Genomic DNA, 25695 nt, shown 5'->3' with positions numbered 1-25695 from the left:
TATAAATCCTTATAGTTGATTTTAAAAAAGTTCTTTTCGACGTTCGTCTGTCATTGTTGGGTTATGAATTGGCTCTTTCTTTTGTCTAAATGGGTCTGTTTTTTCTCGCTTAGGTGATATTTGTTGTGAATTTTTTTGTTGTACGGATTTATTTTTATATTTTGCTTTTTCCGTTTTATTATCATCGATAATTTCTTTATTCATTAATTCATAGAATCGCGTTCTCTTTAAATCGACTTTTTCAGAAAAGTGCTCATAAATATAAATTATTGGATAACCTTGAACATACATTTCTCTAATTTCATCTTTGTGTTTTCTAAAATTGGCAAGGCCAATTCGTCTTTTCTTTGTCATAAATAGCCCTAACAGGAAATTAGCGGATATTAGCGGAATCAACCGAATATTTAAGGGTGAAATTTCATTAAAACGGAATCAACCGAACTTTAACGGAAGTAAGCGGAATTAAACGGAGTTGCTTTTTTTTCTGTTAAATCGCGCATATAACAATGGCAAGGAATGTTTTTGTGTCCACATGAGCAAGCTCATTAACCACAAAAACTACTTGTTCTGCGAAGCTGCGACTACCGTCTTTAGTTATTCGCAATAAATTGCTCATAAGGTGGATCATGAAAACTGAAATAATAAAACTACGTGTATCAGTAGAGGAAAAAAAAAGATTGATACAATTGACGGAACGTTCCTCTGCCAATAACCTATCCGAATATTTGCGATATTCTGGTTTGAATAAAAAAATAGTAACAAAATTTGATAATGACTTGGTTTTATCCTTATTAAAAGTTAATGCCGATCTAGCAAGACTTGGCAATTTATTTAGAATTACATTACATGAATCTTCTAATTATACACCAGAAAAGTTAAAAATGATTGAAGATAATTTATTAATCACCTCGGAAAAAATAAAAAAGTTGGTTGCTCATGATAGTTGAAGAAATCAAATCAAAGAAAGTAACGCGCTCACTCAATAGCTTAGTTGATTATATGTGCGATACTCAAAATGATGGTAGTAAAGTTGATTATATATCAATATCTAATTGTATTAATGATGATGTTGATTTAGCTCTTGTTGAAATGAATCTAATTCAAGGGATGAATACTCGAACAAAATTAGATAAGACAATGCATTTAGTTGTCTCTTTCCCTGATGATGAAATCCCTAATCGTGAACAAATGGATGATATAGAACAGACCATAGCTGAATCTATTGGTATGGGTAAACATCATCGAATTTCTGTAGCTCATTCGAATACTGATAACTACCATTTACATATGGCAATCAATCGAATTGATCCTGATAATCAAAAAATGATAAATCCATATAATTATCATCTTAATATTATGAAGGCTGCTGCTGAGTTAGAAATTAAACATGGTTTACAGATAACGGAGCGTCAACCACGATCTTTGGAGACTCTGACAATGGATTACCATTCAGGCCAACAAAGCTTATTATCTTGGTGTAATGAAAATATAAAGGAAAAACTAAATGACGTATTAAACGAACCTAATTCATGGGATGATATTCATTCTGTGTTTGATAGTGTAGGTTTGGAGTTAAAGAAATCAGGTAGAGGTCTTGTCGTTTATAACCAAGATAATAATACAGCAGTAAAAGCCTCTACGGTTTCTAGAGATCTATCTATAACGAAATTGCAAAAAAAAATCGGTGTATTTAAACAATCAAATAATATTAAAAGAGATTCATCGAAATATAAAAAAGAACAGAAAAAAGATCCATTGTTTAGTAAATACGAAGAATTTAAAGATGAACGTTCCTCAATGAAAGATTCATCTTTAGATTCTTTGCGCGATAAGGTAGCTCGACAGCGTGAATTAGCAAAAGTTGAGAATGCATTACATCGTCAACGAATAAAAGATAATACTATATTAACGCCATCACAAAAGTTTGATTCTTATAAAAGGTTAGGGGCAAAGAATAAAAAAGTGTTGAGCTTGATTACCTCCGAATATGCAAAGGCTCGTAAGTCAATATATAACCAGTACGGTAATATGTCGTTTCAACAGTTCCTATGTTTAGAGGCCGCAAATGGTAATGAGGAAGCTTTACAACGTTTAAGAACTAAGGCTAATCATCAAATCGTTCGTAATGGATTATCAGGTAGTAATGATAAACGAATTACTCATTTTGATAAGATTGATGTTGATAAACAAGGAACTCTTCATTATCAAGTAGGACAAAATACTATTTTAGATAATGGTAAACAATTAACGACTAAAACTGAGGGTTTACAAGCTCATAAGCAGTTGTTAGAAATGGCTATTATTAAGTATGGTAATGACTTAACAATTAATGGTTCTGACGAGTTTAAAGCACAAATTAAAGAAGCTGCTGAAATGCTCAATATTGATGTAAATCTAAACGGTGAAAAAATTAATGCACAAAATCCTGTGTCCCAATTTATCGATAAACGAAATCAATCACGACAAAGGATTGATTCAATCCCAGAACATAAACTCTATGGTAATGAATCTGGAAGCTTTGAATATGATGGTTATCGTAATATAGGTAGTCAATCTGTCATATTGCTTAAAAAAGAAAACATCCTGTTTGTTAAACCTATTGAAAAGCGAGAATTGGCTAGTTATAAATCTATTAAAAAGGGTAGTGCTATTAATCTTGGTGTTACTTCAAGTGAGAAGAAAAATCAGATTGAGCATTAAGATAATTGAGATAGGCTCAATTGAGCCTATCTTTTTTAACGTTCAAGGTCAGAAGTTCTTTCCGTTGCTCTTTCTGCTTGTTTTTCCTTTTCCTGATACAGTTTACGATCCAGTTTTCTTTGCGCTCCATCTTGGACTTGTTTTATATGTCGAGAACTCACCTCGATGCCTTTTTGTTTAACTGCATCAGTCAGGCTTTTGGAGCCAAAATCAATGTCACTGGCCGTCATAACAAAAACATCAGGTTCATGATGCTTTAAATTTTGCTTCGTTTCTTTATCACCGAAGACTAACAATACTTTATTCTCAGGTTTCTGCTCTAAGGCTGCATCAAGAAGTTTTTCTGTTTGCGTATTATCTAAGTGTTGTATCACCGATTGTTCGCTGATTGAGGCGAGTAGGCGTTTATCATTATCTTGATGTGCTGAATCGGCCATATAGAATATTCCGTTATGAATATCTTGATATTCATCACCTAGATCCGTGTCATGAACAAAAGTACAAAGGAACGGTTCATCATTATGGTTTAACGAGTAAACCATAGAATCTTTCGCCAGCTCATTAATTTGATGCTCTGTTTCAATATGCCGTTGTTCTTCGGTTAACTCATGTTCAAGAGTGCGCTCAAAATCCAGAACATAATTAGTAATTTGCTCCGCATCACTTGCAGCCCTTGTTATTTCATTAGGATCGTCTTGTAAGACTTTTACCCATGATTTCACATAGGAAGCATGCCTTTCTGTATCAGGAGCAATCCCCGTTTCTTGAGCTATCATAAGAGAAGCAATCTCAGCTCTTAGTTCTTCTTTTGCATAACTCTCACTACCAAACCGACCTGATAAGTCTCTATCTAATCGATCTTCGCTACCTGTCCAATGGCCGAGTTCATGTAAGGCGGTTGCATAGTATTTTTCTTGGGTAGGAAATGCTGATTGAGGGGGTAAGTGAATTTCATCACGGAAAGGACTATAAAAAGCCCTATCAGCTTGATCGTTAATGATGTTTGCTTGTGACGCTTGAAGTAGTGCTTCTGCTCGTTCGTTCTTATCCCAAGTGATTTCAGGGGCTTTATAAGGCTCTAATCCATCTATCTGTTGGGCGTTAAATACTCTTGCAGAGAACGCTTTAGGCTTATCTAAATGAACAGTAACCTTTTCTTTGTCACCATCATCATTTTCTACCCAACGAGTCTCTTTGAATTTGTAATGAACAATCTCTGTAGATTCTTCACCTTTTCTTACTTGAGCACCGACTGTTTGAGCCTGTTTATATGTCATCCAGCGAGGGTCATCATAACCATTTTCATTTTGTACTGCTTGTAAATAAAGAGCATTTCCTCCTTTGTATCGGTTCCCTGTAATTCCATTGTGGGGTAGGCCACTTGGATGTTCTGAATCCCACGGTTTTTGCCAAGGAGCAGTGCCAGCTTCTATTTGCTTAATGATGAGGTTTGCCACTTTCTCTGCTTGGGTTTCTTTAGGTTTATCTTTAGTCTTCGCCATTTTGATCAACCTCGTAATCTTCCTCTGTCATGGGTTCATCATCAAGCGTTGCTCCCATCTGTTTAAGTTCATCTAATGTAAACTCAACGACATCACCAGAAGATATTCTCCGTTGGCGTTCTTCAAATCCCATATCATCAGTTGTGACAGTGTGACGTTTTTTAGGGGGTGTCATAGAGATCTCCTATATCAATAGTGGTTTGTGCGTAATTGATTGAATGACTGGTTTTGTGAGAGTTGCGCTTACCGTGGGTATATTTACGGACGTAACCATTTTTAAATCCGTAGCGCATATTGCCAGTGTTGTAGATGCTTAACGCTTTAAGCAGTGCAGATTGCTTGTCGCTATCAACTTTTAATGCTCGTTGATAGGCTTCATATAAGATGGTTGAACCGACTTTAATGTTGGTACAGGGATCGAACATATCAGCAATAGAAACTCGATAATGAGGTAAGTTTCTGCTGTTCACTTGCGTTAAGCCAAGGTCTACAGAATGGCCGAGCGCGATATACCGCTTGGCAAGCGCAATGGCTTGCTTTCGTGATTTTGGCTGACGATATTTGGGGCGTGGTTTGCCTTTGATGATATTAACGTTTATTGCTAATGGATTACCGCCAGATTCATTTCGTATGACGCTTTGTAAGGTTGTTGAGTGAACATCATTGATACATTCGATATAGGGAGCTACATCGAACATTGTTGGCCTTGTTAATTGATGATGAAATGTTGTTTATTTTTTCGTGTCGTAATTGGGTTTACCATTTTTTTCAAACAGTGTGGTTTTACAATCTGGATAGCCAGAGCAGCCATAAAAATAAGAGGCTTTGCCTTTGTATGGCTTGCCCTTTCTACGTACTAGCGGCTTTTCACAATTAGGGCATAAATGCTCACTCATGGTTGCTGGCTTTTTTTTCTCCATATTCGGTTTACCTGATTTATCAGGGAATGTGGTTTTACATTCTGGATATTGATTGCAAGCCCAGAAATGACCGTTGCTGCCTGATCGCTTTCGTAAAAAACCCTTGTTGCAGGCTGGGCAACTTATGCCGTTGGCCGTGATGTTGATACCTTTTTCAGCTAACTGTGAAATTTGATCGGAAATGTAGGTATCGACTTCACTAATAAATTGCTCAATCGTTACCTCGCCTGATTTAATTAAAGCCTGTTTTTCTGCCCACATAGCTGAGATATTCGGTTTTATAATCTCATTGGGTAGGGCTGCGCAAAATTCTTGTCCCTGCTTAGTGGTCTTCCAAACGAGTTCTTTATAGCCTTTTTCTTTTTCAATCAAAATAAGGTTTGAATTCGCGGATAGTTTTTCAAGTATTCCTGCGCGAGTGGCTTCTGTTCCTATACTTCCCTGATCGCTACCTCCCTCATCTTTAGCCTCAAGTGCTTTGCGTAATTCAGGATCATCATCAATGAATTTTGCTGCGCGAGTCATTGCTGATAATAAGCTGGCCTCAGTGAAGTATTTCGGGGGCTGTGTTTTTTTCTTCTCGATGTCTGTTTGAGTACAAGATCCAGAATCATTAAAACTCAGAACGGAGAGATCAACGTCTTTAGGTTTTGATTGCTCGCCTTTGTCTGAATCTCGATGTAATACTTCCCAACCTCGCTGAACTAAAACGCTTTGACTTGCATTGAATGTATCACCCGATATTTCAAACGATACCTTTGTTTTGTCTCGAATTGCGTCAGGATAAAACAGTCCAATAAAATGAATAGCGACTAATGAATAAACATTTCTTTCTTCATCTGATAAAGATAGCTCTGACCCATCTTTATTCGTTGGAATAATCGCATGGTGAGCTTCAATTTTTGATGCGTTAAATGCCTTGTGTTTAATCGAAGTGTCTAATTCCAAACAAGCATCAGCTAATGATGGTAGTGTCTTTGCGACTGCTTGAGCTAAATCATTAGCTTGATAAAAATGTTCGTCAGATAAATATCGGTTATCTGTTCGTGGATAGGTGAGTAGCTTATGTGTTTCATACAGTTTCTGCATGATCTCTAATGTTTTTGTGGCTGAATAACCAAATTGTTTTGCACAAATTTGTTGTAACGAAGATAGATTAAGCGGTAAGGGTGGCTTTGTATTTTCAGGCTTTGTCATGGCTAGTGTGACCAGAGCTGATTTATCACAGGTGCGCTCTGCTACATTCTTGGCATTGGCTTCTGAAATGATACGTTTCTTTTCATCGATTTGATCGTGTTCGGTGGGTTGATATTGGGCTTTGACGCTATGGCCGTTAACATCAATAACAGCATGAACATTGTAGTAATAACTTTCAGCATGGTTTTGATTAGCTAATGTTCGTTCATTGACTAGACCTAATACTGCCGTTTGTACTCGGCCAACATTTAGAACGCCATCAAACCCCTTTTCTCGACCTTTCAGGGTACAACCACGAGTTAGGTTATATCCAAAACTCTGATCTGCTAAGGAACGAGCCAATGCACTTTTTGTCATACCTTGAAAATTTTCGTTTGGCTGCATGTTTTCAAGTGCTTTTTTAACTGGAGCTAAGTTAAGGTCAGCAACTAATAAACGCATAACTGGTTTAGTATTCTTCGCAAACCCCAGTATTTCATCTATCAGCAAACAGCCTTCATCATCGGGATCGCCAGCGTGTACGATTGAGTCGGCTTTTTTGATGAGTCCCAGAATAATATCAAGCTGTTTTTTAGTGGCACTTTTCGGTTTTAATGAGGGATCTGTATGAGTCTTGATCGGTAAGTCTTCAAATTTCCATGATTCATATTTTGAATCGTAATCTTGAGGATCAAAAAGTTCGAGCATGTGGCCGTAGCACCATGTCACAACATCATTACCCTGTTCATAATAACCATTTTTTTTGTCGGTTTCGGGGTTGCCTCCTAACCCCTCAAAAATGGCTTGGGCTAATGATGGTTTTTCTGCAATAAATACACGCATGATTCATTCCTTTAATGTTGAGTCGGCCTTATACACATACCCACAAGGTCGCTGCGATAGTTTTAATGTCTTCGCTCCCATGTGGATATGTGCATAAGGCTATTAAGTTATGGTGTCCAAATTGGCGTTATATGGCCGATAAGGTTTTTAGTAGGAACTGCGCCGTAATAACGGCTATCAAAGCTCACTGTTGGTAGGTGATCTGAAATCAAGAAAACTTGGTTTTCCTGTAAAGTGAAGTTGCTCAGTTTAGGTAATGAGCGGTGTTCTCCATCTTCTTTCAGTATGTAGGTTTTGGGCAGTTCGTGGTCGTTCACTTTGACAATATGATCTAATGAGATTTTATCGCCACTTGTGGCAACAATGCGTTTCATGACAGGCGTTACACCACCGTCACACGTTCCAAATTTTAAATAACCTCGGCTTTTTGCCATTTGAATGGCCGCATTATTGGGTGGGCAGAATAAAACTAAATCCCCCTTTTGATAGGCTTTGTCAGTTTGAGTTAAACGGTATATACCAGGGGGATAACTGATACTTTCATTCCATCGATAACCTAAGCAAAAGCCAACGCCAGCAAGACCCATTGTAATAACCGCAGTTGCTGTCAGCAGTAACACAACTTTTTGATTGTTAGTCATGCTCCCCCCAAACTGGCTTATTGAGTAAAGCCACTTGATCAGCAACTTTAGGGGCTATCATTTTCCCTCCTGCGCTAGAATGACGTTTCTTAAATACGGGATCTAGAAACCACAATATTTGAGTACCAAAAATAGGCGGAAAACCTGCTGCAAAGATCAGCATTTTACCCGCTTTAAGTATCATTCCGTTTTCATCTTTAAGCGGAGCTGGTAATCGCAAACATTCATCAGGAGTCAATAACGGTCGGCTTTTCTCATTGATTGAATAACTGACGTTATCGGCCATACCAGAACGTTTACCTGATATGGTGGTTGATACCTCGGCTACCGTCATAGTTCCTGTCATTTTCGACAGGAGTTCTGCTGTTTCAAGCTTGTTAGGGGCATACGCAATTCGAATATGACAGTTAGACATAATCGTTTCTTGTTTACCGTAAGCCTTATAGAGTTGCTCAGTATCTTGAACAATCAGGTATATCTTGATGCCATATCCGCCCACATAAGCAATAGAATCTTCAAGTGCTTGAAGAGGCCCCATAGAAGTGAACTCATCCATCATCATTAACAATCGATGTTTAGGTTTATCTAGCGTTTCCGTTGAGCGTTTTAATATGAGTGTAAATAACATTCGAGATAGCGGTTTTAATCTATCAATGTCATTTGGCCTTGTTACCACATAGAGCGAAATCGGCTTATCATCGTTTCGAAGCTGATCAATAGTGAAATCGCTATGTTTCGTGTTCTTAGCAACAATTGGGTCTAAAAATAAGTTAAATGCAGCCGATGCAGTAGAAATGATACTGGCTAACTCACGATCTGCTTTTTTATACATATCCGCAGCGACTTGAAGAACGAGAGGGTGAGTATCGGATTTATCTAACCCCATCAATTCATCCATTTCTTCTTTAGAGTACGCCATTTCTTCTTGTGAACTTTCTTTATTCATATGTGGGAAAGTCATCATTTTGGAAAACATAGCGTATATATCTAACGTATCAGGATCTTTGAGGTTTTCTCCTAGGTCAGTAAGACTCGCCATCTCGCCCGTATGAGCTGACTTATAGCGGTTATGAATAATGAGTGCTGTTATTAGTGAGTAAGCTTGCTGCTTAAAATGATCTTTTGATATGTCTTCACCATTAGGATTTGCCAGCATTAATGCAATATTTTGAGCATCCGATACTTCATAACCATTTGTTGTGAATCGACCATTGATAGGGGCATCAATTCGTACCTCTTCTAAAGCGTTAAAACCAACAGATTCAGGTCTTGCAGGATCGAATAATAAGGTAACATTTGAACCTTGAGTGCTTCGCCAACCTGACGTTTCAGTATAAAGCTCTCCTTTTATGTCGAGAATTAATGCTGACCCCATCCAACTTAATAAAGTCGGTAGGACTAGGCCAACGCCCTTACCTGAACGAGTTGGAGCAAAACATAAAACGTGTTCAGGGCCATTATGTCGGAGGTAATGTAACTGCATTGCTCCTGCAATTGGATTTAGTTTCGTTGATCCTATTTTTTCCTCCCATCCTCCAACATAAACACCATCACCCGTTAGAAAAGACGCTTGTTCTATATCTTGTCTTGTTGCGAATGCCGCTGTGCCTGCACTTGTTTTGTTTCCCTTGGGCTTTTTGGCGAAATACATTGCTAATGAAATGATCCCCCCTGTTGCTGCTAGAGTAATTAAAAATCCAATCCAAATTTGACGGAAGAAATCTTTGTATTCTGGATATTGAATCGCCCATAGCATCCATCTGAACGGGTTACGTACAGTCCAATGTTCCCAACCAAATTGTTGTGCAACATACTCAGTTGCTGCCATGTTTAAAAATAATGCTATCGTTAAAAAGAGAAAGAGAAAGCCTAACCGCTTGGCAAGCGGTAGGCCGTGTTTTTTCTCCTGATAGCCAAAAGGTTTATTGTCCATGATTGACCTTGTTAGCTTGCAAAAGTAATAACTACTCTTCTGTTTTGTTTTCTGCCCCATTGGTACATATTTGTGGCAATCGGATCTTGTTCACCTTTACCCTCTGTTATGTATGTGTGTTGGGGTGCTTTTTGTTTTAAGTATCGCTTAACGGATTTCGCTCGTTGCTCAGATAACCGTTGGTTATAAGCTCTAGTCCCTCGGCTATCGGTATAACCTATAATTGAAATGGTTTGTGCTTGGCTTTGTCGTAAGGTTTTCACTAAGCCGTTAAGTGCTGATGTGTTTGTAATGTGACTGCTATCAAAACCAAACAAAGCCTGTGAACTGAGTGTTTGCGTTTTAATTGGCCGTGAAAGTATCGGTGAGGGAGGGGCATGAACAATGGGTTGAGTGAGCTTGCTTGATATATGAATTTTTTGATGATCTGAGTGAGTCGCGTAAGCCTCTGTTCTAATGTATGAGGACTGCGCAAGCGTAGGCCATGCACAAATTAGCATGACCCCCATAATGGTATATTTCATGGTTTTTTAATCTCATTGGATTGGACTGTAAGGTTTTAAAATCACATCTTTGTTGAGCATGACATTGAATTTATAACCATTTCTTATTTTGATCGTAGGTTGGACATCGAGGTTCTTTTCGATAAGCGTTGAGCCTGTTTCTGCAAACTGCTCTGTTACGCCATTGTTGATAGACTCGGAGGTGCTGGTATCGCCATTATCTCCATCATTGATACCCGCCTCACTGATCCCTGTTATCATGCCAAGGATGAAAGCATTACCAAAAATTTTGAAATAATGATGGTCTACTTGATCTTCAAATCCAGCATAACCTTGAGCGTCAATACCGCCCATACCCTCAAGTTCAAGTGTGGTTCCATCTGGGTAATTAACACGTGTCCATGCCATCAATAAACGATCTTGGCCATAAGCTACATTGCTGTCGTAAACCCCGTAGAGCTTGGCTCCTTGAGGGAGCAATAAATGACTGCCTGTTGCACTGTCGTAAACGTTTTGGCTGACCGAAGCAATGACTTGGCCGGGTAAATCGGAATTAATACCACTGATAAGCGTTGCTGGAATAACTGTACCTATCTTTAACTCGTATTGACTCAACGGTTTTTCTCGACCTTGTAACAAGTAAGTATTGCTGTGCTTCTCTTTTGAGAACGCTATCTTAGAACCTTGTTTATTTGGATCATCTTGTACTAAACCTCCTTGTACCATTGTCGCTTGTTGAGCATTCATAGCCGCTTGCACTTGCTGCTCGGCTGCGGCTATGGCATCCGATCCATTAGAACCGTCTTTTGAATTCTCATCTTCCATATCAAGATTGATTGCTGACTGAGCGGTTAAAGCGGCTAAAAGTTGCTGCTCTTTTCGCTGCCTGATCCGTTCTTGTTCACGCTCTAGGGCTAACCGTTGTTTTCTATCCTCTTCTGATTCCTGAGTTTGAGGTTTAACGGGTTTAGCTAATAAAGGGGACGGTTTCTCGACTATTGGTGCTTGCTCAATAGGTGCTTGGGGTTGCGGCATGGGCGGTGGAGGGGGTGTTATCCTATTTGAGTCAGGAGCCTGACTTAATATTTCATTCATACCCTCTTGAGCATTGCCTGAATCTTGGGTCTGTTCAACTTGTTCTGCTCCCTCGTTTTTATCTACGGAGTTATGTTGGCCTTTCTGTGAAATGATGTAGACAATAAACATCAGCAACGAAAAAATGCCAGCCACAACAATCATGAGTATTTTTTTTGAAATCCCCCCACCAAGAAACCCTTTTCTAGGGTCTGCACTGGTTGATAAACCGTTTGGTGATTGATCGCTCATAGCCCCCCCTCGAAATTAGCTGTGCTGACTAATGGTGCTAATATCCCATCTTCTAAAATCCAAATTCGTTGAAAATGCACATCACCAACATCAATTTGAATGAAAAATTGCGTATCGTTGAGTGCATCGAGGCGATAGCGTAAGCGGCGATATTGAGATTGATCACTGATAGCAACGCCCATCCCTTGAGATCGTAATGATTGCTCAAGAGAGGCCGCAAAAACATTATTGGGATCATGAGGAAAATCAAAGACAGCGCGAGCGTAAAACCGTTGTTTCAACTCTTTTGCCACACTATCGGTTATTTGTTTTGCTTGATGTTGTGTTAACGAAACATTATTAAAATTACCACCAAGATCAATTAATGGGTTAGCGCATCCCGTCAATAAAAGAAGGACACCAAAAAAGAATTTATTCATTATTTGCCCTTATAGGTAATTAATACGGATTGCTGATCGCTGCCCACTCCCATGATGAGTACGATTTGTTTCGCTAATTGATCGACAATGAATTTATTGTTTCGATAGCGGTAATTCACAATCTCTTTTTTTCCTGCGTTAACAACAAGCAGTGAGGGTAATTCACCAGAGTTAACAGAAGAGGGCATTTCAATGATGGTTTTTAAGCTGTTGTTGTAGACTCTAACGGGTTTAAAAGCACCACGGCCAGATACATCATAGTTAAAATCTAGATTGTCGATGTTTAACCCATTACCAAGCGTTTTTTCGGTAATTTGCTGTTGCTGGTTAGCGTAATAGCTATCCCATTCAGCCTGTACTTCTTCGGGATAATCAAAGTTAACGGTTGGCATCCAATCATGTGAGCGTGATGATAAGCCTATATTGTAAGTGCGCTTGTTCGTTGTGATTACCATTGTGGTATTTAACCCAACATCAGAGGGTTTAACGATAACATGAGTAATTTGGTTCGCTCCCTCGCCTGATACAGCAGGACTCACAACCCATCGAACACTGTCACCAATATTTACACCTTTTTTAGTGATGCGTTCGCCAGCTTGAAGCTGAATATCACAGGTTTTAAGTGGTGCGCAAACAACTTGAGGCATCGTTGTGCCGTAAAAATAAGTAACAGAACCATCCCCGTGTGTAATTGGCCGTGAAGTACCATTTATCCACTTTTTAGCCAAAGATAGCCCGTGTCTTTCTTTGGCCGTTAATGGTTGATTTTGGCCGAGCATGGGAGAAGACATATCAGAAGTATTGAGAGCTGGTACAGATTGCGCGCACACGTTCGCGCTGACGATCAATAAGATCGGCAGTAATTTATTCATAATAAGATCCGAAATGTTAGTGAGAGATAGCTACATCATTGAATGTTTTGATGTAGAACCCAAGGGGATTTGAATGGATAGCGGCTTTTGACGTAGGCGGTATGTTATAGGTGTTTAAGGTTGCTTTATAACGTTGCTTAGACAGCAATTGACCCGTTGTACTATTGGTTACTGTTTCATCCCATTCAGCCTGATAAGTGTTAGGAGACAGTGGTAAAGTTGCAACGACTTTTACTTTAACCAGTTCTGTCTCTGCGCGTTCAAAAGGACTTTGCTTTTTAAATTTAGCGGTTATTTGCAAGTATGCAGGATCGCCTGAGCGTAAATGACTGTAAGCCTTGCGAACTGCATTTTTTTGAGCTTCAACATCCAAATAAACGACACGGATATTTTCAATGAAGTTTTCAATTTCAGATACTCGTAGTCGTTCAACTTCGGTTTCGGGAAGCTGATTTAACGGTGATATAGGTAAGACTTGATCGCCTTGCAAAGCAATGCCGTAGGGTTCAATTTTACTTTGAGCACCAATATAGCTCACTCCTACTACCGCACAAATAGCGATAAACATTGCACTAAATGCGGCTAACTTCCAGTTATGAGCTTGACTTAAAGCACTGCCTATTCGTTCATCCCATTCATGTTTTGCTCTGATGTACATAAGAGATTGCTCATCAAGATGGACAATTTTACTCTTCTTTGTTTTCTTCATGATTATTTCTCGCAGGCATAATATTGTCTCTAAAGTTATTCGGATCGTTACCATCATCAACTGTTAGGCTGTTAGTTAATTCTCGATGTAACGCTTCATAATGAGCTTGTTTATCAAGCTTACTTTTTTCCGAACTCTGTTCCATTTTGATTGCGGCTCTTGCCATATGACGACCAATTGAACTTTGCTCGGCAGTGGCATGTAAAATACCTTTAGCAACACTGCCTGTTGCTTTAGCTGCCCCTGCCGCGACTTGTTTAGCTTTGGATTGTTGGTAGGCTTTACCGCTATCACCTTTCCCTGTATTCGTTCCTTGATAGCTCGGTGCGGTGTTGTCTGGTTGCGAGTCGAAATGTGGCGTTGATTGAGTTTGTTGAGAATCAGAAGATGTTGATGATTTGGCTTGAGCTTGTTTCGCCATATGAGCTTGGTAAGCTTTACCGTCATCACCTTGGCCTGTATCAATTCCCCCCTGGTTATTTGGTGAAGCATTATCTGCTTTTGAAGATGGATCTAACGTTTCATCCAGTCCAGAAGCTTTTGCTGCGGCCATCACTCCTGCTCCTCCTGCTAAGAGTGCAGCCCCTGCAACAGCCCCACCAATGTTTTTTCCAGCAGATTGAATCCCACCGCCAGCCATTGTGAAGCGGCCTGATGCTAAAGACGCAGCAATCTGTGGTATCTCTCGCATCATGCCAGCAAAAACGATACACGCTCCAACTAACGATAAAAAATCCACATTTGAACTATCTGAGTTTATGGCGTTTCCCCAATCTTGAATAAAGGAGTAACCAATAATAAAGATCAGCTGCATGACTAACATTTTAAAAGCAATACCCAACACTGCTGTAAAATAATTTAGTGCATGATCTCGCGTCCATTCACTACCAAGGAATCCCATCGCCACGATACCGCCCGATACGGTAATGTATCCCGATACAATGAGAACAGTCATATCCATTGCCATCATAGCAAAGCAAATAAGGATAATTAGAGCGACAAAAAACATCATGAGCATGTTTACTGGATTAGAAATAGATGTTTTGTCCCATGCAATAGAAATAACATTTAATCCTAATTCAAAGACGTTACTTGGACTGAAAGTAACTGCTCCTGACGAAATTCTTGTTCCTACTTCAACAAAGGAGTTGATTAATATTCGGGCAAGGTCGGGAGCTGAGTTGAATAACCAAATCGCCACCCCGATAGTAATCGCTCTGCGAGTCAGTTCTGCTATAACATCAACTAACCCCGTTCCCTCTTTTATCGCCATTTGGCTAAATTGCCATACCATTGAAATAGTGAGCAATGAACCAAATAAACCAAGGGTAAGGTTCTGTATTATTGGCTCCCATGCTGCGGATTTATCATGGAAAGCTTGGATGATGGTGTCTAAGGAATTATCTTGTGCAACTTGAGCGGTTGCTTGGTTGGAGTAAAAGAAAAGGGCTATGAAAGCCCCTTGTATTATCCGTGAATAATGTCGGTCTGATGGCATTGTAATTTATCCCATTCTTTTCTGATTTCACTGTATTTACGATCCCCTTTCCCCATGCCAGCATCTGTCGCTTCATTTTGTAGTTGAGTACAACGTTCTTTTTTCTCTTGTGCAGGATCAGAACAACCAACCAATAGTGTTGGAATGAGAATAGCGGTTAAAATAAATAGTTTTTTCATGGTGAGATCTCTTTATTGATTACCAAAGCTTTGACCAATCTTTACCATTATGAATATTCGTTTTTAATTCATCAGGTGAGGCTATCATTGCATCAGTAGCAGCTTGTCGTTGCTCCTGCTTTTCTGATGCTAAGGCCATATTGGTTGCGGTCATTTGAATATCTGTTTGCATTAACGTTTGTATTTTCTGTAGCTGGCGTGTTGTTTGTGCGGCAATTTCATTGCCGGCTTGAGCTACAGCTAATCCGCCTGTTGATGTGCTTGAGTTTTGTTGTAACTTATTGATAGTAGATTCATCTTCTTCTTGAATCTTAGCCATTTCTTGTGCAACTCTTAGTGAAGATTTGGCCGTGTCGCGCATCGTATCACCCCAAACTTTGTATTGCATCGTCATTTCTTGGTTAGTTTGCTCTTTTCCTGCCCAACCCTCATAACCTTTAAATCTTTCGTTCCAAGTGGAATTAAGGTCATAAAGTGAATAACTCAAGGCTTGACCTTCGCGTGCAATTCGACCTAAGCGATCTATTTGTGTTAAAGCATCACCCCAATTATGAGTATTTAAGTTTTTAAGGTTCTCGAATTGATAAGCAATCGACTGAGCTTCATTTTGTAATGATTTTACTGAGTTTAAAGTTTGTTTTACTGTTTCTAAATAGGACTGAGCTTGTTTGGCATTTGCGGTTGCCATTTGCCAAGTGTTCGCGCAATTAGCACAATAAAAAGCATAACTTTGAGAGCTAAATAATGTAATCAAAGCTAACGATATTATTTTCTTCATGATGTCATTCCTTATGTAGTATTAAGCGGCTAAATCGATACCTTTATGTTCAAGCCAAGGTAAATACCAAGTATCACCCGTTTCGTGAATTATCTGTTTAAGCTCGGCTAATTCTTCTTTATCTGAAACACCAACAAATGCGAGAGCTAAAGGATTCAGCGCGAGATCAAATAAACGGCTTCCCTCTGGTGTAAACGTATAATATTGACGTTTAGGGCGGCCATTCTTAATAATTTCAATTTGTCGGCTATTGAGTCCAAACTGACTGTATATATCAGCAAATTGTTCAGCTTTTGAGTTGGGTAGGAAAATTTGAGTTGGGCATGATTCAATCAATACGTCCAACATTCCACTTTTAACCGCATCCGTTAATGATTGAGTTGCCATTAAAACAATACAATTTGCTTTTCGTAATACTTTTAGCCACTCCTTGATCATTTCTCTGAAAACGGGATGTGACAGCGCAATCCAAGCTTCATCAATGATGATCATAGCTGGCTGACCTTTTAGACCTCGTTCGATTTTTCGGAATAAATACAACAGAACAGGGATAAGATCCTTGTCCCCTCGATTCATGAGTGATTCGATTTCAAACACTTGTAAATGAGAAAGCTCAAGAGAATCTTCTTCTGCATCAAGCAAATCACCACAACGGCTACCCGTTGTGTAATAGTTGATAGCCTCTTTGATGGCATCATCTTGTACCATTGCAACAAATTCACTGAGCGTTTTTATGCCATTGCCAGTCATGCGCTTTAAAGCCTCGTTAATTTTGGAGCGCATGGAGGGGGTTACTTGAGTATCTTGTAAAACAAGCAGTTGCTCTATGTATTGTTCACACCATTCAAAATCATCGTCTAACTCAGAGAGTGGAGCAAAGCTAGGGCTACTGTTATCACCTCCTATATCAAAATGTTTACCTCCGCATTGGCTAATAGCAAACATCGAATTGCCTTTATCAAAGGCAAATAATGAGGCATTTGGATAGCGCATGAATTGAGCGGCAATGGTTGCAAGTAACGTAGATTTGCCTGCGCCAGTTGGACCGAAAACTAATGTGTGTCCTAAGTCATTAACATGCAGATTAAAGCGGAAAGGGGTATTTCCCTCAGCATTACAATACATTAAAGGAGGTGAGTTTTCGGGATAGAAAGGACAAGGGCAAGTCGCGTTACCTGTCCATATTCCAGCTAAGGGCGATAAATGGCTAAGATTCATCGTACTGATTAGAGGCTTTCTAACATTGTGTAATGAATCTGAAGGCAATGTGCCTAAGAATGCTTCGACTGCATTGACTGTCTCAACTCTACACGTAAACCCCATGATATTACGCAAGCATTTTGTTACATCATCAGCGCAAAGTTCTAGTGTCTCAATGTCCTTATGTCGTAAGACGATGGTACTTGTGTAATGGCCGTATTGAATATCCCCTTTTGACGTTGCTGTTATTGCGCTGTCATATTGGTTAACCATATCTAAAGCATCGTCATCTTGAACAGGGTTATTGGTTTTCAATAACTTATCTTTAAACGAAACAACTTTCTGTTTCCATTTGTTCTTTTCCTTATTTAATAACTCAATGGCTTGAGCTGCGTCAAAATGGCAAAAGCGCGTATTCCATCGGTACTCAACATCCAAATAGTCTAGAGCACTGAGCATGTTTGGATGGCCGAAGTTAGGAAACCCATCAATGGATATACAACAAATGTATTCATCGTCTAATTTGGGCTTTAAACCTGTCCAAAAATCGTATGTACCTAAATAACTATCTAAGTACATGGGTGTATGAGGCAATGTTATAGGTTGCCATTTCCCCAAAATAGTAAAATTAATGAAGCTTAAAAATTCATCCTGCCATTGCCCCTCTTTATTTCGAGCTTTAAGACGTTCCACTTGAAGAAAAACCTCAAGCATACCTTGCAGTTCAATGAGCTTATTTTGGAATCGTTCCAAATTACGTTGAGCTGGACTGGTACGCTCAATATCACCCTCTTCAAAAACGAGTTCGGTGACTTTTGAAAGGTTTTTTGATGGAGGCATATAAGTCACAGTCAGTACGTATTTAGACTCATATTTATTACCACTCTCTTCAAAAAAGAATCGCCGACTATCATCAATCATTTTGAAAACAGCGTGGGGGAAATGAGAATGTTCAGGTGATGAATACGTAGAAACATTGGAGCGGATTGCATCGATTTGAGTCATATATCCAGTGCCAAGAGAGGCTAGAGCTTGATTCATTCGATTAGCTATTTGATTTCGTTCTGACTCTGTTGAGCTACTTATATCTAATCCTCGATATAGGAAAGCAGCAGAAAAAGAACCGTCTTTGTTAACGATGATCCCATCATTAACCATTGCGCCATAGTTAAGTAGGTCTGAAAAGCCTTTATGGGTATTTCTAAATGTTTTTAACGGGATCATTTTAATCTCCCATGATTTTTCATGCCATGTGCGGCATAGAATCTCTGATAACGTGCATACAAAAAGTAAACTTTAGACATTCGAGGATCTGCGCTCGCCATGAGTCTATAAACAGGTAGTAAAGCTGACCACAAAACCACCCCGACAATAGCGGCAATCACATTCTGCAGAATGACGATGAGAATGAGACAGAAAAGGGAGGTGACGAGAACTAATTCTCGTTCACCTCCTAGAAACAAATGACTTCGGTTAAACTTAAATATGCGAACATGTTGTAATTGTTCGCTCATGTTTAATCCTATGCGATAGGTAAGTGTTGCAATGCGCTCATAGCAACAACCGTTGAAGAGATACCGAACAATGCACTCATAACGTTTGTTGCTAATACGATAATCGCAATAACCAAAGCAAGAATCGCAATTTTTTGAACAAACCCGTCTAGTTGACCACCGAATACGAGAGTAAAGCCTGCAACCACAACACCTAGAACAGAAATACCAAAGGCCATTGGGCCTGTTACGGAGTCTACAATTTTAGTCAGTGGTGATTCCCACGGCATACCTGTTGAAGATGAGGCGTGCGCAAAAGCTGGTGTTAACAAGATAAACGGTAAGAAGCGGTTAACTTGTTGAGAAATTGCACCTTTAATTTTTTTAAACATAACTTATCCAATATTAATATTTTACTATAAGTGATTAGATGCACTATTGCGCATCGAAATAAAGTTAAGTTTTATTTCGATGAACAATAAAAAAGAGGCACTAGAATCTAGTGCCAAAAATGAAGCAAGGCTTCTACGAGTAATGACTAATTAATGATTAAGTTAATTAGCACTGCAACAAACTATTTTAGGTACTTGCTTGAATCAACAATAAGCTTCCAGCAATATTAATAACGCAAAGAGAGATAAGAACAAAGGGGGCTGCTATACCCGTTTTTTTTGTCTGACGAGGAGCTACAAAAATTAATATTGAAACCCCATACAATATAAGAGTTATAAATTGCCAGATAACTAATGATACAGGTATAACAGAGAGAACTTGCGCTAACGAACTTGGTACATGATTATAAATACCAGTAGCCATTATTAAATCCTTAATATATCAAGGTATTAAATCGATTGTTGATAAGCTTTAATCAATGTTTGTCTTCGACCTATAAATTGTTTCCAATTCTTTTTTGTTAGGAAAAGATTTTTATCCTTTCTTTCCTTTTTCTTTTTTGCATTATCACTAGATGGTTTGATATGCGAAATGGTTCTTGTACAGCGAGGATTGATAATAATGTGATTTATCTCACCATGAAACACTGGATACATATACAAACTATTATTATCAATGAGTGCGGCAAACAAAACACCTGATTTTAAGTCGTCTATATATTTAATTTTTATCAAGGCATGATGATAAAAAGATTTGCCTGTCAGTCCTTTAACTCCACCGAGTTCTTCTAAATATTGATAAGGTAAAACACCATATAAAATTTGCATAAAGGTAGTCCTTTTAGAAAATTTTTGTAATTGATAAATTCAAAAATTCACTAAATAAGGTCGGTAGGTGTCTTTCAACACCTCGTTACGATGAGTGCTTATAATTGATCGTAATTCAATTGACTTGACCAGAGCAGCGATTTTAACTCTATGATTTACAGTCAAATATCCTTGTATTCCCTTTTTTAGAGGTCGTCGCCCAAGGTTTGGCGATTCCAAGTTCTTAGGCTATAACCCGCCTGCCCCGTTCTTGGTGCTTTAGGTCTTTTACATAGAGTGACTAACTGAATTAATTTAATGTGTACTGAAACACATTAATATAAAGATGATAGTTATTATTATTTATCATCTCTTAAAAAACGTTTACCGATAGTTGCAATATATTCAACTTTATTCAAATGATCTCGAAGTCTCCAATTACACTCATTCGCTTTATTTGTAACCCTAGCAAAAGAAGACCCTTTTGCTAATTGTTTCATGTCCATTTCTAATAAATGGTTAGATGCTGCACTTAAAACGATCACATTATGTTTATCTCCACTAATAATGGGTAAACGGGCAGCATTTAAAAAATGAGTTAGGTGATCGTTTACACGAATTGATGCTTCCGATTTTAATGTTCTTCCAGAAGCTTGCGCTGCAATATTTAAGAGATTTCGAGTTTTTAAATCTAATTCTAAAGCAACCTTTCTTTCTGTTTCATGTTCATGTTGATTATTCATAATATTCAAATTTATTGTTAATTATGTTTTGCGAAAAAATAAAACAGACACAGAATAGTTTTTTGTATGTAAAAAAAACACCCCCATAACGGGGGTATTTTATATCATAATCTTTATGTTCGTTTTTTTGAGGATATAATCACAAAATAATCAATGTAATTAACAAATATTATTCTTGGATAGTGTCGCTATGGATAAGAAAATAGATGCATTAATCCTACATGAGTATATGACTCTTAAATCAACTCTTGTCTTGACCTCAAATATAGTTAATAAAGATGAAACATAATCTTTAATAGTCCAAACTGACTTTCCCATTAACTCTGCTATTCTTTCATTAGTGTATCCATAAGATACATAATGAAAGCACATTACTTCTGATTCTTTTAGTTCGGGAAAAGATACAGCTAAATACTTAGCTAGCTCATTTGGTAATAAATTTTGGTTGATCTCTTTTATTAGATCTGTAGGATCGCGGTCAGCCATACCTATACTCCTGTTGCGTGTATGTGTGGTTAGTGATTTGGGTGAGTTGCAGCTCACCCAAATCATGCCCGAATTATACACAATATGATGAAAAACTTCACCCTTTACTGATCATAAGATCAGGGTTTTTACTAAGGTTAGAATTTTTACGTCTATTGAAAATACAATTAAGCACTTGTTTTTTTCTTATCTTTAACTATAATTAACTAAGAATCTGATACATCAAGTGCATTACATAGCACGCTAACTACATAGTTTACTATGTAGTGTATTTTTCAGATTTAGAGTGTGTGAGCTTCCAACTCACTATATAGCATTCGCAAAAAAGCCCAAGCTGCCAACTCGGTTTGGGCTTTTTTGTATCTAAATTTTAAGCTATTGATCTTCTGTTCGATTATTTGTACACTGATCTCAATGTTTGGTGTGGAAAGCCAAACAGACTTTTAATGAGTTGGAATCAATAGATATGAAATCGTCACTTCACTGCATGATGCAGTCTAAAAAATTCAGAGACAATCAAATCATAAGCAACCATAGATCAATATTTGGTCAATTAATGGATTGTTATGAGGATTTGTCTCATGAAATCGCATAATCAATCCAACTCTTCTATACAAACCGACCTCCAAAGTCTTGTAACGGCTCGCATAACCGCGCTTGGCGCAAAAAAGAACGAGTTCGGTAAGTCTTACTACCCTTATTGTACTAAACGTGCGTTATTAGCATTTGCGAAATTCATTGATAATCCTCATTGCTACAATAACCAGTTACATGATTTGCAGTATTGCCAGTCCGTTGTTGGCGGTTTACAAAAGCGTCAACGTGCAAACTGTGTAAAGGTTATGACGGTGTTGATGTCTAAGATGGACGTTGAGAACTACCAGATCGGATTTGCAAAGAATGCCCATATGGAAACCATCACTCATGCATGGTTCATGGATCGTTATCAGAAGTTTTGGGGTGAAACAATTAGCCTTAAACGTTATTACCACACTATTCATTTGCTCAAGATGGCCGACTATCTGACTGTAGATGCTGTTTTCATCTACGATGAAGAGCTACCACCGACTCTTGATGATGAAGGTCAAATCATTACCGAGGAAATTCCTCGTGTTTATTCGAAAGCAGCCTATAAAGCGATCACTGCTAAGTTCTTACGTGTCTTTGGCCTAGAGACTGACGATGGAGTTATGAAGTCTAAGTTAAAAGCGGCAAAGAATCGAATGAAGCAAGGCTTATCGAATGTATGGTGGGTCTATGAACCATTCAGTGATTCATACGCTTGGGTTAAACGCCAGCTTGCAAAAATAGCTAGAACTGGAGATAACCCCCGTTATCCCCAGGGCAGAGATATAACCCCTGATATTTACGGTGGCAACTACCTCTCTGAACATTAAGTGAACCAATTCTACCCATGCCGCTTAACTGCGGCTTTTGTTGTATCTGATTAAAATTGGTGGTTATAAAGTGAACAAATTAGGTCAAAAAGATTGTGTGTTAAAGTTTAAATTGTGCTGGTATGACGGCGTTATCCTGAATTTTTGAGGTGCTGTGGATAAGTCTGTTTGTATCTTATCAAAACGATAGTATGAAAAAATAATGAGAAAAAACAATATGAAAGAGCAGAGGTTTTATGTCTTTATAAATAAAGATTGTTTAGTATTAATACTTAATATAGTTAAGTAAGAAGAAACTTCTTATTGTTTAGAAAAAGGCTACGCCTATAAGTACCTCCCATTAAAACGAATTCAACATCGAGCAACCTTCAAGCTTATTACTTCAACTTAACTCTGCATTCACTCTAACTATCATTTCGTTTTAACGGGCCCCAAAAGATCGCGAACAGAACTCTCAACAACCAAAACATCATCCACCGATAATAGAAGAGGCCACTTGAACAGTATCTTTTGTCATTCGACAGGAACCTATAGTGTTTATATCAACCACAGCAAAAAGAGCGCCTAGCAGGGAAGAGGATAAGAGTTCGCTTTTAAATAGCGCCAAACATGAGCTGTAATGACCGTGGTAAGATTTTGTGCACTATCTCGCTACGCGAGGCTTAGTATTCGTCGCACGCTCCTCATGAGGCTTTTAGGTAGCCTTAACTCTAGGTACTATATTTTACTTTATTAGATAGGGTTTAAATGAAATGGTTGTAATATATGTGTGACGGTGTAACAAAAAATGATGAGAATATAGCTATTTGCTCTAACTGTTTGAATCACGGCATTCAACGATATGACGAAAATCAGAAACTATATTAATGTGTTGCAACCAGTGGTATCGTCATTTTGAATGGGTGCTCTATGGCCTGCTCTAAAACAATCTGAACCGAGTAGAGGATTCGGAATCCCCTACTCGCTCCAGCATCTACTTAACTTCGTAAGCCAGTTTAGCTAGAAAGATGGTTTGACCATCCTTGATCTGCAATTCACAGAGTGAATCACGTACCATAAAGGTAAAACCTAAGATCGTTAAACAAATAACAATCAAGCCCATTAGGGCGGTCTTTCGTAGCATATTGCTTGCCTCTTAATTAAATAGAGACTAAAATCAGTCTTGCGAAAGAACATGATATAAGCCTCGTTGGTTAAAGAAATTTAACTTTCGGGGCTTTGTCTTTTCTACTACAAGCTGAACGTTGCTATGCTCATGGCAGAAAAGCCAAGAGCACCCGCTGAATATTATACTGACACTTCAAAGTAAAAACGAACCTTTTCGCTACACTCAAAGAACCGCTTTCACTTCTCAGCGTCTTATTTTTAGGTGTTGAAGCAACACACTTTTCTGAACCCACTTCGGCCACAAGCAAAGTGGGTTCAGAAAAGTGTGCCGCTATATGTATGTATATTTAAGGCTCCTTCTCTAATTCACTCAAACCCCTTTACTAAATTTTGAGTACGTGATGAATGCCTCTCTTTGAACTATGTCGTCTAATTCAGACGAACAGGTGACATAGCTAATATCTAACCTTTCACATACACCATGAATCATTTTTTGATACTTCTTATTGAGTTTTAACTCTCGAATTAAAGAATAATCACTATCGAAAGTGCTTTCTTTAGCCATTTCTTTAATAATGCTGATTAATGCTCCGCGTGGAAACGCATTGAAAAACATCATTGCGACTTCATTACGACAGATTTGATTTAAATCTGTTACAAGTTGATCAGCCAATGCTCCTAGCGGAAATGATGCACCGCTAATTTTCTTATAAGTATCAGCTAATTGTTTATACTCAAAATGCAGATCTTCATTAATGCGCAGTGATAGGTTGGTACGCTTAGTCGCTGAATCCTGCAATATATGACGCATAGCCGTTTTTGTACTGTCTTTTAGTTTGCCGTTTATCATATTTCACCAAAATTATTAGATTTAAGATAAATCTAATATATAATTTTTTAACAGTAAATAGATTTGTTTTAAATCTGGGGTGTAGGTTGTTAAATAATTCCTAACCTTATTTAGTTTTCATTCATTAAAACCGAACTTTGTAAAAAACAGCCCTTAGAGTACCAAAATCGACTTAGATCGATCCCCTACTCTACAAATTTCGATTCGAAACTTTCTCTCCATAATTTTACTTAGCGTGATCTGGTGTGTTTTAGATGGCTTTGTGTGATCTTTTGGAAGTGATTTAAGAGAGGCTTGCTGTGGTTGGAATAAATCACTGTAAAATTAGCGATTTAACATAAAAGGCATAATCTGATCCAAGAATGTAAGCCCCCTGTTACAACAATTTTAAAATGTCACACGATACTGCAAGTTAGAAATGTCACATGATAGCTCTACTTGGTCGCTTAAGTTCTATGACTATATTAATGCTAATGTATGCGTACATTAGCATTAATTAACTATCTTGATTGCGCTTTATAGTCCGATTTTACTGCTTGAATATCGAGTAGACATTGCTGCCAATGCTGGTTTGCGTGAAATTTGTATTGTTCGGCAATAAATGCAATTCGCTCAGGATTGGCATCTTTACTACGATGAACGCGTCCTTGAGAACCAAACAATGCCACTATGTCACGCTGACTTCCTGTTCGACTAAACAATGCATTATTAAGTCGTTTAACAACCAACGGAGTAAGGTCAAGTTGTAAATCAAGAGCGATCTGTAGAACAAAAACCAGCATTTCTGAGGTTTTATAATTCTTTGTTAATGCGCTAAGTCTTGCACCTCTTTGTGGCGCATCACAATTTTCGACACTAAAGTTCTTTATCTCATCAAGATAATTTTTTCTAAAGTGTTTGAGGGGATAAAAAAATTCATCATAAAAACGAGAACGAACTTTTTCAATATCTGACATAGTAAAAACCTAATTAATGCTAATGTACGCATACATTAGCATTAATCTAGTAATCATAGCAATAGAGCTATCATGTGACATTTTAAAGTTGGGCTGACAGATACGCTGTAATGCCTATGTTACAACAAAGGCCGCCTAAGCGATCATACATTCGGATTTAAAATAAATCTAAAATCAGGTCAAACACCCTATAAATAGATTTATTTTAAATCTGACTATCTTATCAATCCATCTCACCATAAATCGCTTATCAGTCTAACTGACC

At 38.2% G+C, this 25695-nt stretch carries 28 protein-coding genes; 3 read left to right on the top strand and 25 right to left on the bottom strand.

Features of this window, described 5'->3' with window-relative positions; all coding sequences use genetic code 11:
- Positions 1-21: 21 nt before the first annotated feature.
- Positions 22-354: a hypothetical protein gene (locus WAX86_RS20230; protein ID WP_341489818.1), complete on the bottom strand. Its 333-nt coding sequence runs from the start codon at positions 352-354 to the stop codon at positions 22-24.
- A 272-nt stretch (positions 355-626) separates the two neighbouring features.
- Here WAX86_RS20230 and WAX86_RS20225 point away from each other — a divergent pair, with 272 nt between their 5' ends.
- Together WAX86_RS20225 and traI are read left to right on the top strand one after the other, a co-directional pair.
- Positions 627-947: a hypothetical protein gene (locus WAX86_RS20225; RefSeq protein WP_341489817.1), complete on the top strand. Its 321-nt coding sequence runs from the start codon at positions 627-629 to the stop codon at positions 945-947.
- A complete protein-coding gene (gene traI / locus WAX86_RS20220) occupies positions 937-2700 on the top strand; it encodes a TraI/MobA(P) family conjugative relaxase (protein ID WP_341489816.1) in 1764 nt (587 codons plus the stop codon). The genes WAX86_RS20225 and traI overlap by 11 nt, the downstream gene beginning before the upstream one ends.
- A gap of 35 nt (positions 2701-2735) precedes the next feature.
- On the opposite strand, the gene WAX86_RS20215 is transcribed toward traI, so the two are convergent.
- From WAX86_RS20215 to WAX86_RS20115, 21 genes are all read right to left on the bottom strand, one after another.
- Positions 2736-4202, bottom strand: a complete 1467-nt coding sequence (locus tag WAX86_RS20215; RefSeq protein ID WP_341489815.1) for a zincin-like metallopeptidase domain-containing protein — start codon at positions 4200-4202, stop codon at positions 2736-2738.
- A complete protein-coding gene (locus tag WAX86_RS20210; RefSeq protein ID WP_239974203.1) occupies positions 4189-4377 on the bottom strand; it encodes a hypothetical protein in 189 nt (62 codons plus the stop codon). Before WAX86_RS20210 ends, WAX86_RS20215 begins: the two co-directional genes overlap by 14 nt.
- Entirely contained in the window at positions 4364-4900 is a 537-nt protein-coding gene (locus WAX86_RS20205) for a lytic transglycosylase domain-containing protein (protein ID WP_239974201.1), read from the bottom strand. Before WAX86_RS20205 ends, WAX86_RS20210 begins: the two co-directional genes overlap by 14 nt.
- 33 nt (positions 4901-4933) lie before the next feature.
- Complete coding sequence (locus WAX86_RS20200; RefSeq protein ID WP_341489814.1) at positions 4934-7141, bottom strand: DNA topoisomerase 3; 2208 nt, start codon at positions 7139-7141, stop codon at positions 4934-4936.
- Between the two features lie 107 nt (positions 7142-7248).
- Positions 7249-7782: a conjugative transfer signal peptidase TraF gene (traF, locus tag WAX86_RS20195; protein WP_341489813.1), complete on the bottom strand. Its 534-nt coding sequence runs from the start codon at positions 7780-7782 to the stop codon at positions 7249-7251.
- Positions 7775-9715, bottom strand: coding sequence for a type IV secretory system conjugative DNA transfer family protein (locus WAX86_RS20190; RefSeq protein WP_341489847.1), 1941 nt, complete (start codon positions 9713-9715; stop codon positions 7775-7777). The genes traF and WAX86_RS20190 overlap by 8 nt, the downstream gene beginning before the upstream one ends.
- Before the next feature lie 11 nt (positions 9716-9726).
- A complete protein-coding gene (locus tag WAX86_RS20185) occupies positions 9727-10239 on the bottom strand; it encodes an OmpA family protein (protein WP_341489846.1) in 513 nt (170 codons plus the stop codon).
- A 12-nt stretch (positions 10240-10251) separates the two neighbouring features.
- The gene (locus WAX86_RS20180) at positions 10252-11544 is read right to left on the bottom strand and encodes a TrbI/VirB10 family protein (protein WP_341489845.1); all 1293 of its coding nucleotides are present in this window, start codon (positions 11542-11544) and stop codon (positions 10252-10254) included.
- Positions 11541-11963, bottom strand: a complete 423-nt coding sequence (locus WAX86_RS20175; RefSeq protein WP_341489844.1) for a hypothetical protein — start codon at positions 11961-11963, stop codon at positions 11541-11543. Before WAX86_RS20175 ends, WAX86_RS20180 begins: the two co-directional genes overlap by 4 nt.
- Positions 11963-12835, bottom strand: coding sequence for a P-type conjugative transfer protein TrbG (gene trbG, locus WAX86_RS20170; RefSeq protein ID WP_341489843.1), 873 nt, complete (start codon positions 12833-12835; stop codon positions 11963-11965). The genes WAX86_RS20175 and trbG overlap by 1 nt, the downstream gene beginning before the upstream one ends.
- Positions 12836-12851: 16 nt before the next feature.
- Positions 12852-13544, bottom strand: a complete 693-nt coding sequence (locus tag WAX86_RS20165) for a VirB8/TrbF family protein (RefSeq protein WP_341489842.1) — start codon at positions 13542-13544, stop codon at positions 12852-12854.
- On the bottom strand, positions 13522-15042 hold the full coding sequence (gene trbL, locus WAX86_RS20160) for a P-type conjugative transfer protein TrbL (RefSeq protein ID WP_341489841.1): 1521 nt from the start codon (positions 15040-15042) through the stop codon (positions 13522-13524). The genes WAX86_RS20165 and trbL overlap by 23 nt, the downstream gene beginning before the upstream one ends.
- Positions 15012-15221 (bottom strand): hypothetical protein, encoded by a 210-nt coding sequence (locus WAX86_RS20155; protein ID WP_239974177.1) that lies wholly within the window; start codon positions 15219-15221, stop codon positions 15012-15014. The genes trbL and WAX86_RS20155 overlap by 31 nt, the downstream gene beginning before the upstream one ends.
- Before the next feature lie 19 nt (positions 15222-15240).
- On the bottom strand, positions 15241-15999 hold the full coding sequence (gene trbJ / locus WAX86_RS20150) for a P-type conjugative transfer protein TrbJ (RefSeq protein WP_341489840.1): 759 nt from the start codon (positions 15997-15999) through the stop codon (positions 15241-15243).
- A gap of 21 nt (positions 16000-16020) precedes the next feature.
- The gene (locus WAX86_RS20145; RefSeq protein WP_341489839.1) at positions 16021-18423 is read right to left on the bottom strand and encodes a conjugal transfer protein TrbE; all 2403 of its coding nucleotides are present in this window, start codon (positions 18421-18423) and stop codon (positions 16021-16023) included.
- Positions 18420-18713: a conjugal transfer protein TrbD gene (trbD, locus tag WAX86_RS20140; RefSeq protein ID WP_341489838.1), complete on the bottom strand. Its 294-nt coding sequence runs from the start codon at positions 18711-18713 to the stop codon at positions 18420-18422. The genes WAX86_RS20145 and trbD overlap by 4 nt, the downstream gene beginning before the upstream one ends.
- 8 nt (positions 18714-18721) lie before the next feature.
- Positions 18722-19084 carry a TrbC/VirB2 family protein gene (locus WAX86_RS20135; RefSeq protein ID WP_341489837.1) on the bottom strand — a complete coding sequence of 121 codons (363 nt, stop codon included), beginning with the start codon at positions 19082-19084 and terminating at the stop codon, positions 18722-18724.
- A 187-nt stretch (positions 19085-19271) separates the two neighbouring features.
- Positions 19272-19508, bottom strand: coding sequence for a hypothetical protein (locus WAX86_RS20130; protein ID WP_341489836.1), 237 nt, complete (start codon positions 19506-19508; stop codon positions 19272-19274).
- A 26-nt stretch (positions 19509-19534) separates the two neighbouring features.
- Positions 19535-19912, bottom strand: coding sequence for a hypothetical protein (locus WAX86_RS20125; RefSeq protein WP_341489835.1), 378 nt, complete (start codon positions 19910-19912; stop codon positions 19535-19537).
- A 338-nt stretch (positions 19913-20250) separates the two neighbouring features.
- Positions 20251-20634: a TraY domain-containing protein gene (locus tag WAX86_RS20120; protein ID WP_341489834.1), complete on the bottom strand. Its 384-nt coding sequence runs from the start codon at positions 20632-20634 to the stop codon at positions 20251-20253.
- 159 nt (positions 20635-20793) lie between these two features.
- The gene (locus WAX86_RS20115; protein ID WP_341489833.1) at positions 20794-21120 is read right to left on the bottom strand and encodes a hypothetical protein; all 327 of its coding nucleotides are present in this window, start codon (positions 21118-21120) and stop codon (positions 20794-20796) included.
- Between the two features lie 581 nt (positions 21121-21701).
- Between WAX86_RS20115 and WAX86_RS20110 the strand changes: the two genes are divergently transcribed.
- Complete coding sequence (locus tag WAX86_RS20110; protein ID WP_239974138.1) at positions 21702-22517, top strand: hypothetical protein; 816 nt, start codon at positions 21702-21704, stop codon at positions 22515-22517.
- Positions 22518-23490: 973 nt separating this feature from the next.
- On the opposite strand, the gene WAX86_RS20105 is transcribed toward WAX86_RS20110, so the two are convergent.
- The 3 genes from WAX86_RS20105 to WAX86_RS20095 form a co-directional block, all read right to left on the bottom strand.
- Positions 23491-23640 (bottom strand): Hok/Gef family protein, encoded by a 150-nt coding sequence (locus WAX86_RS20105; protein ID WP_094461605.1) that lies wholly within the window; start codon positions 23638-23640, stop codon positions 23491-23493.
- A 354-nt stretch (positions 23641-23994) separates the two neighbouring features.
- Positions 23995-24474, bottom strand: a complete 480-nt coding sequence (locus tag WAX86_RS20100) for a hypothetical protein (protein WP_341489832.1) — start codon at positions 24472-24474, stop codon at positions 23995-23997.
- A gap of 500 nt (positions 24475-24974) precedes the next feature.
- A complete protein-coding gene (locus tag WAX86_RS20095) occupies positions 24975-25430 on the bottom strand; it encodes a hypothetical protein (RefSeq protein WP_341489831.1) in 456 nt (151 codons plus the stop codon).
- Between the last annotated feature and the right edge of the window lie 265 nt (positions 25431-25695).

Source organism: Photobacterium damselae subsp. damselae, assembly GCF_038086725.1.
In the GTDB taxonomy this organism is placed as follows: domain Bacteria; phylum Pseudomonadota; class Gammaproteobacteria; order Enterobacterales; family Vibrionaceae; genus Photobacterium; species Photobacterium damselae.
The sequence above is the reverse complement of the archived record's forward strand: the minus strand, read 5'-3'. Positions and strand labels throughout refer to the sequence as shown.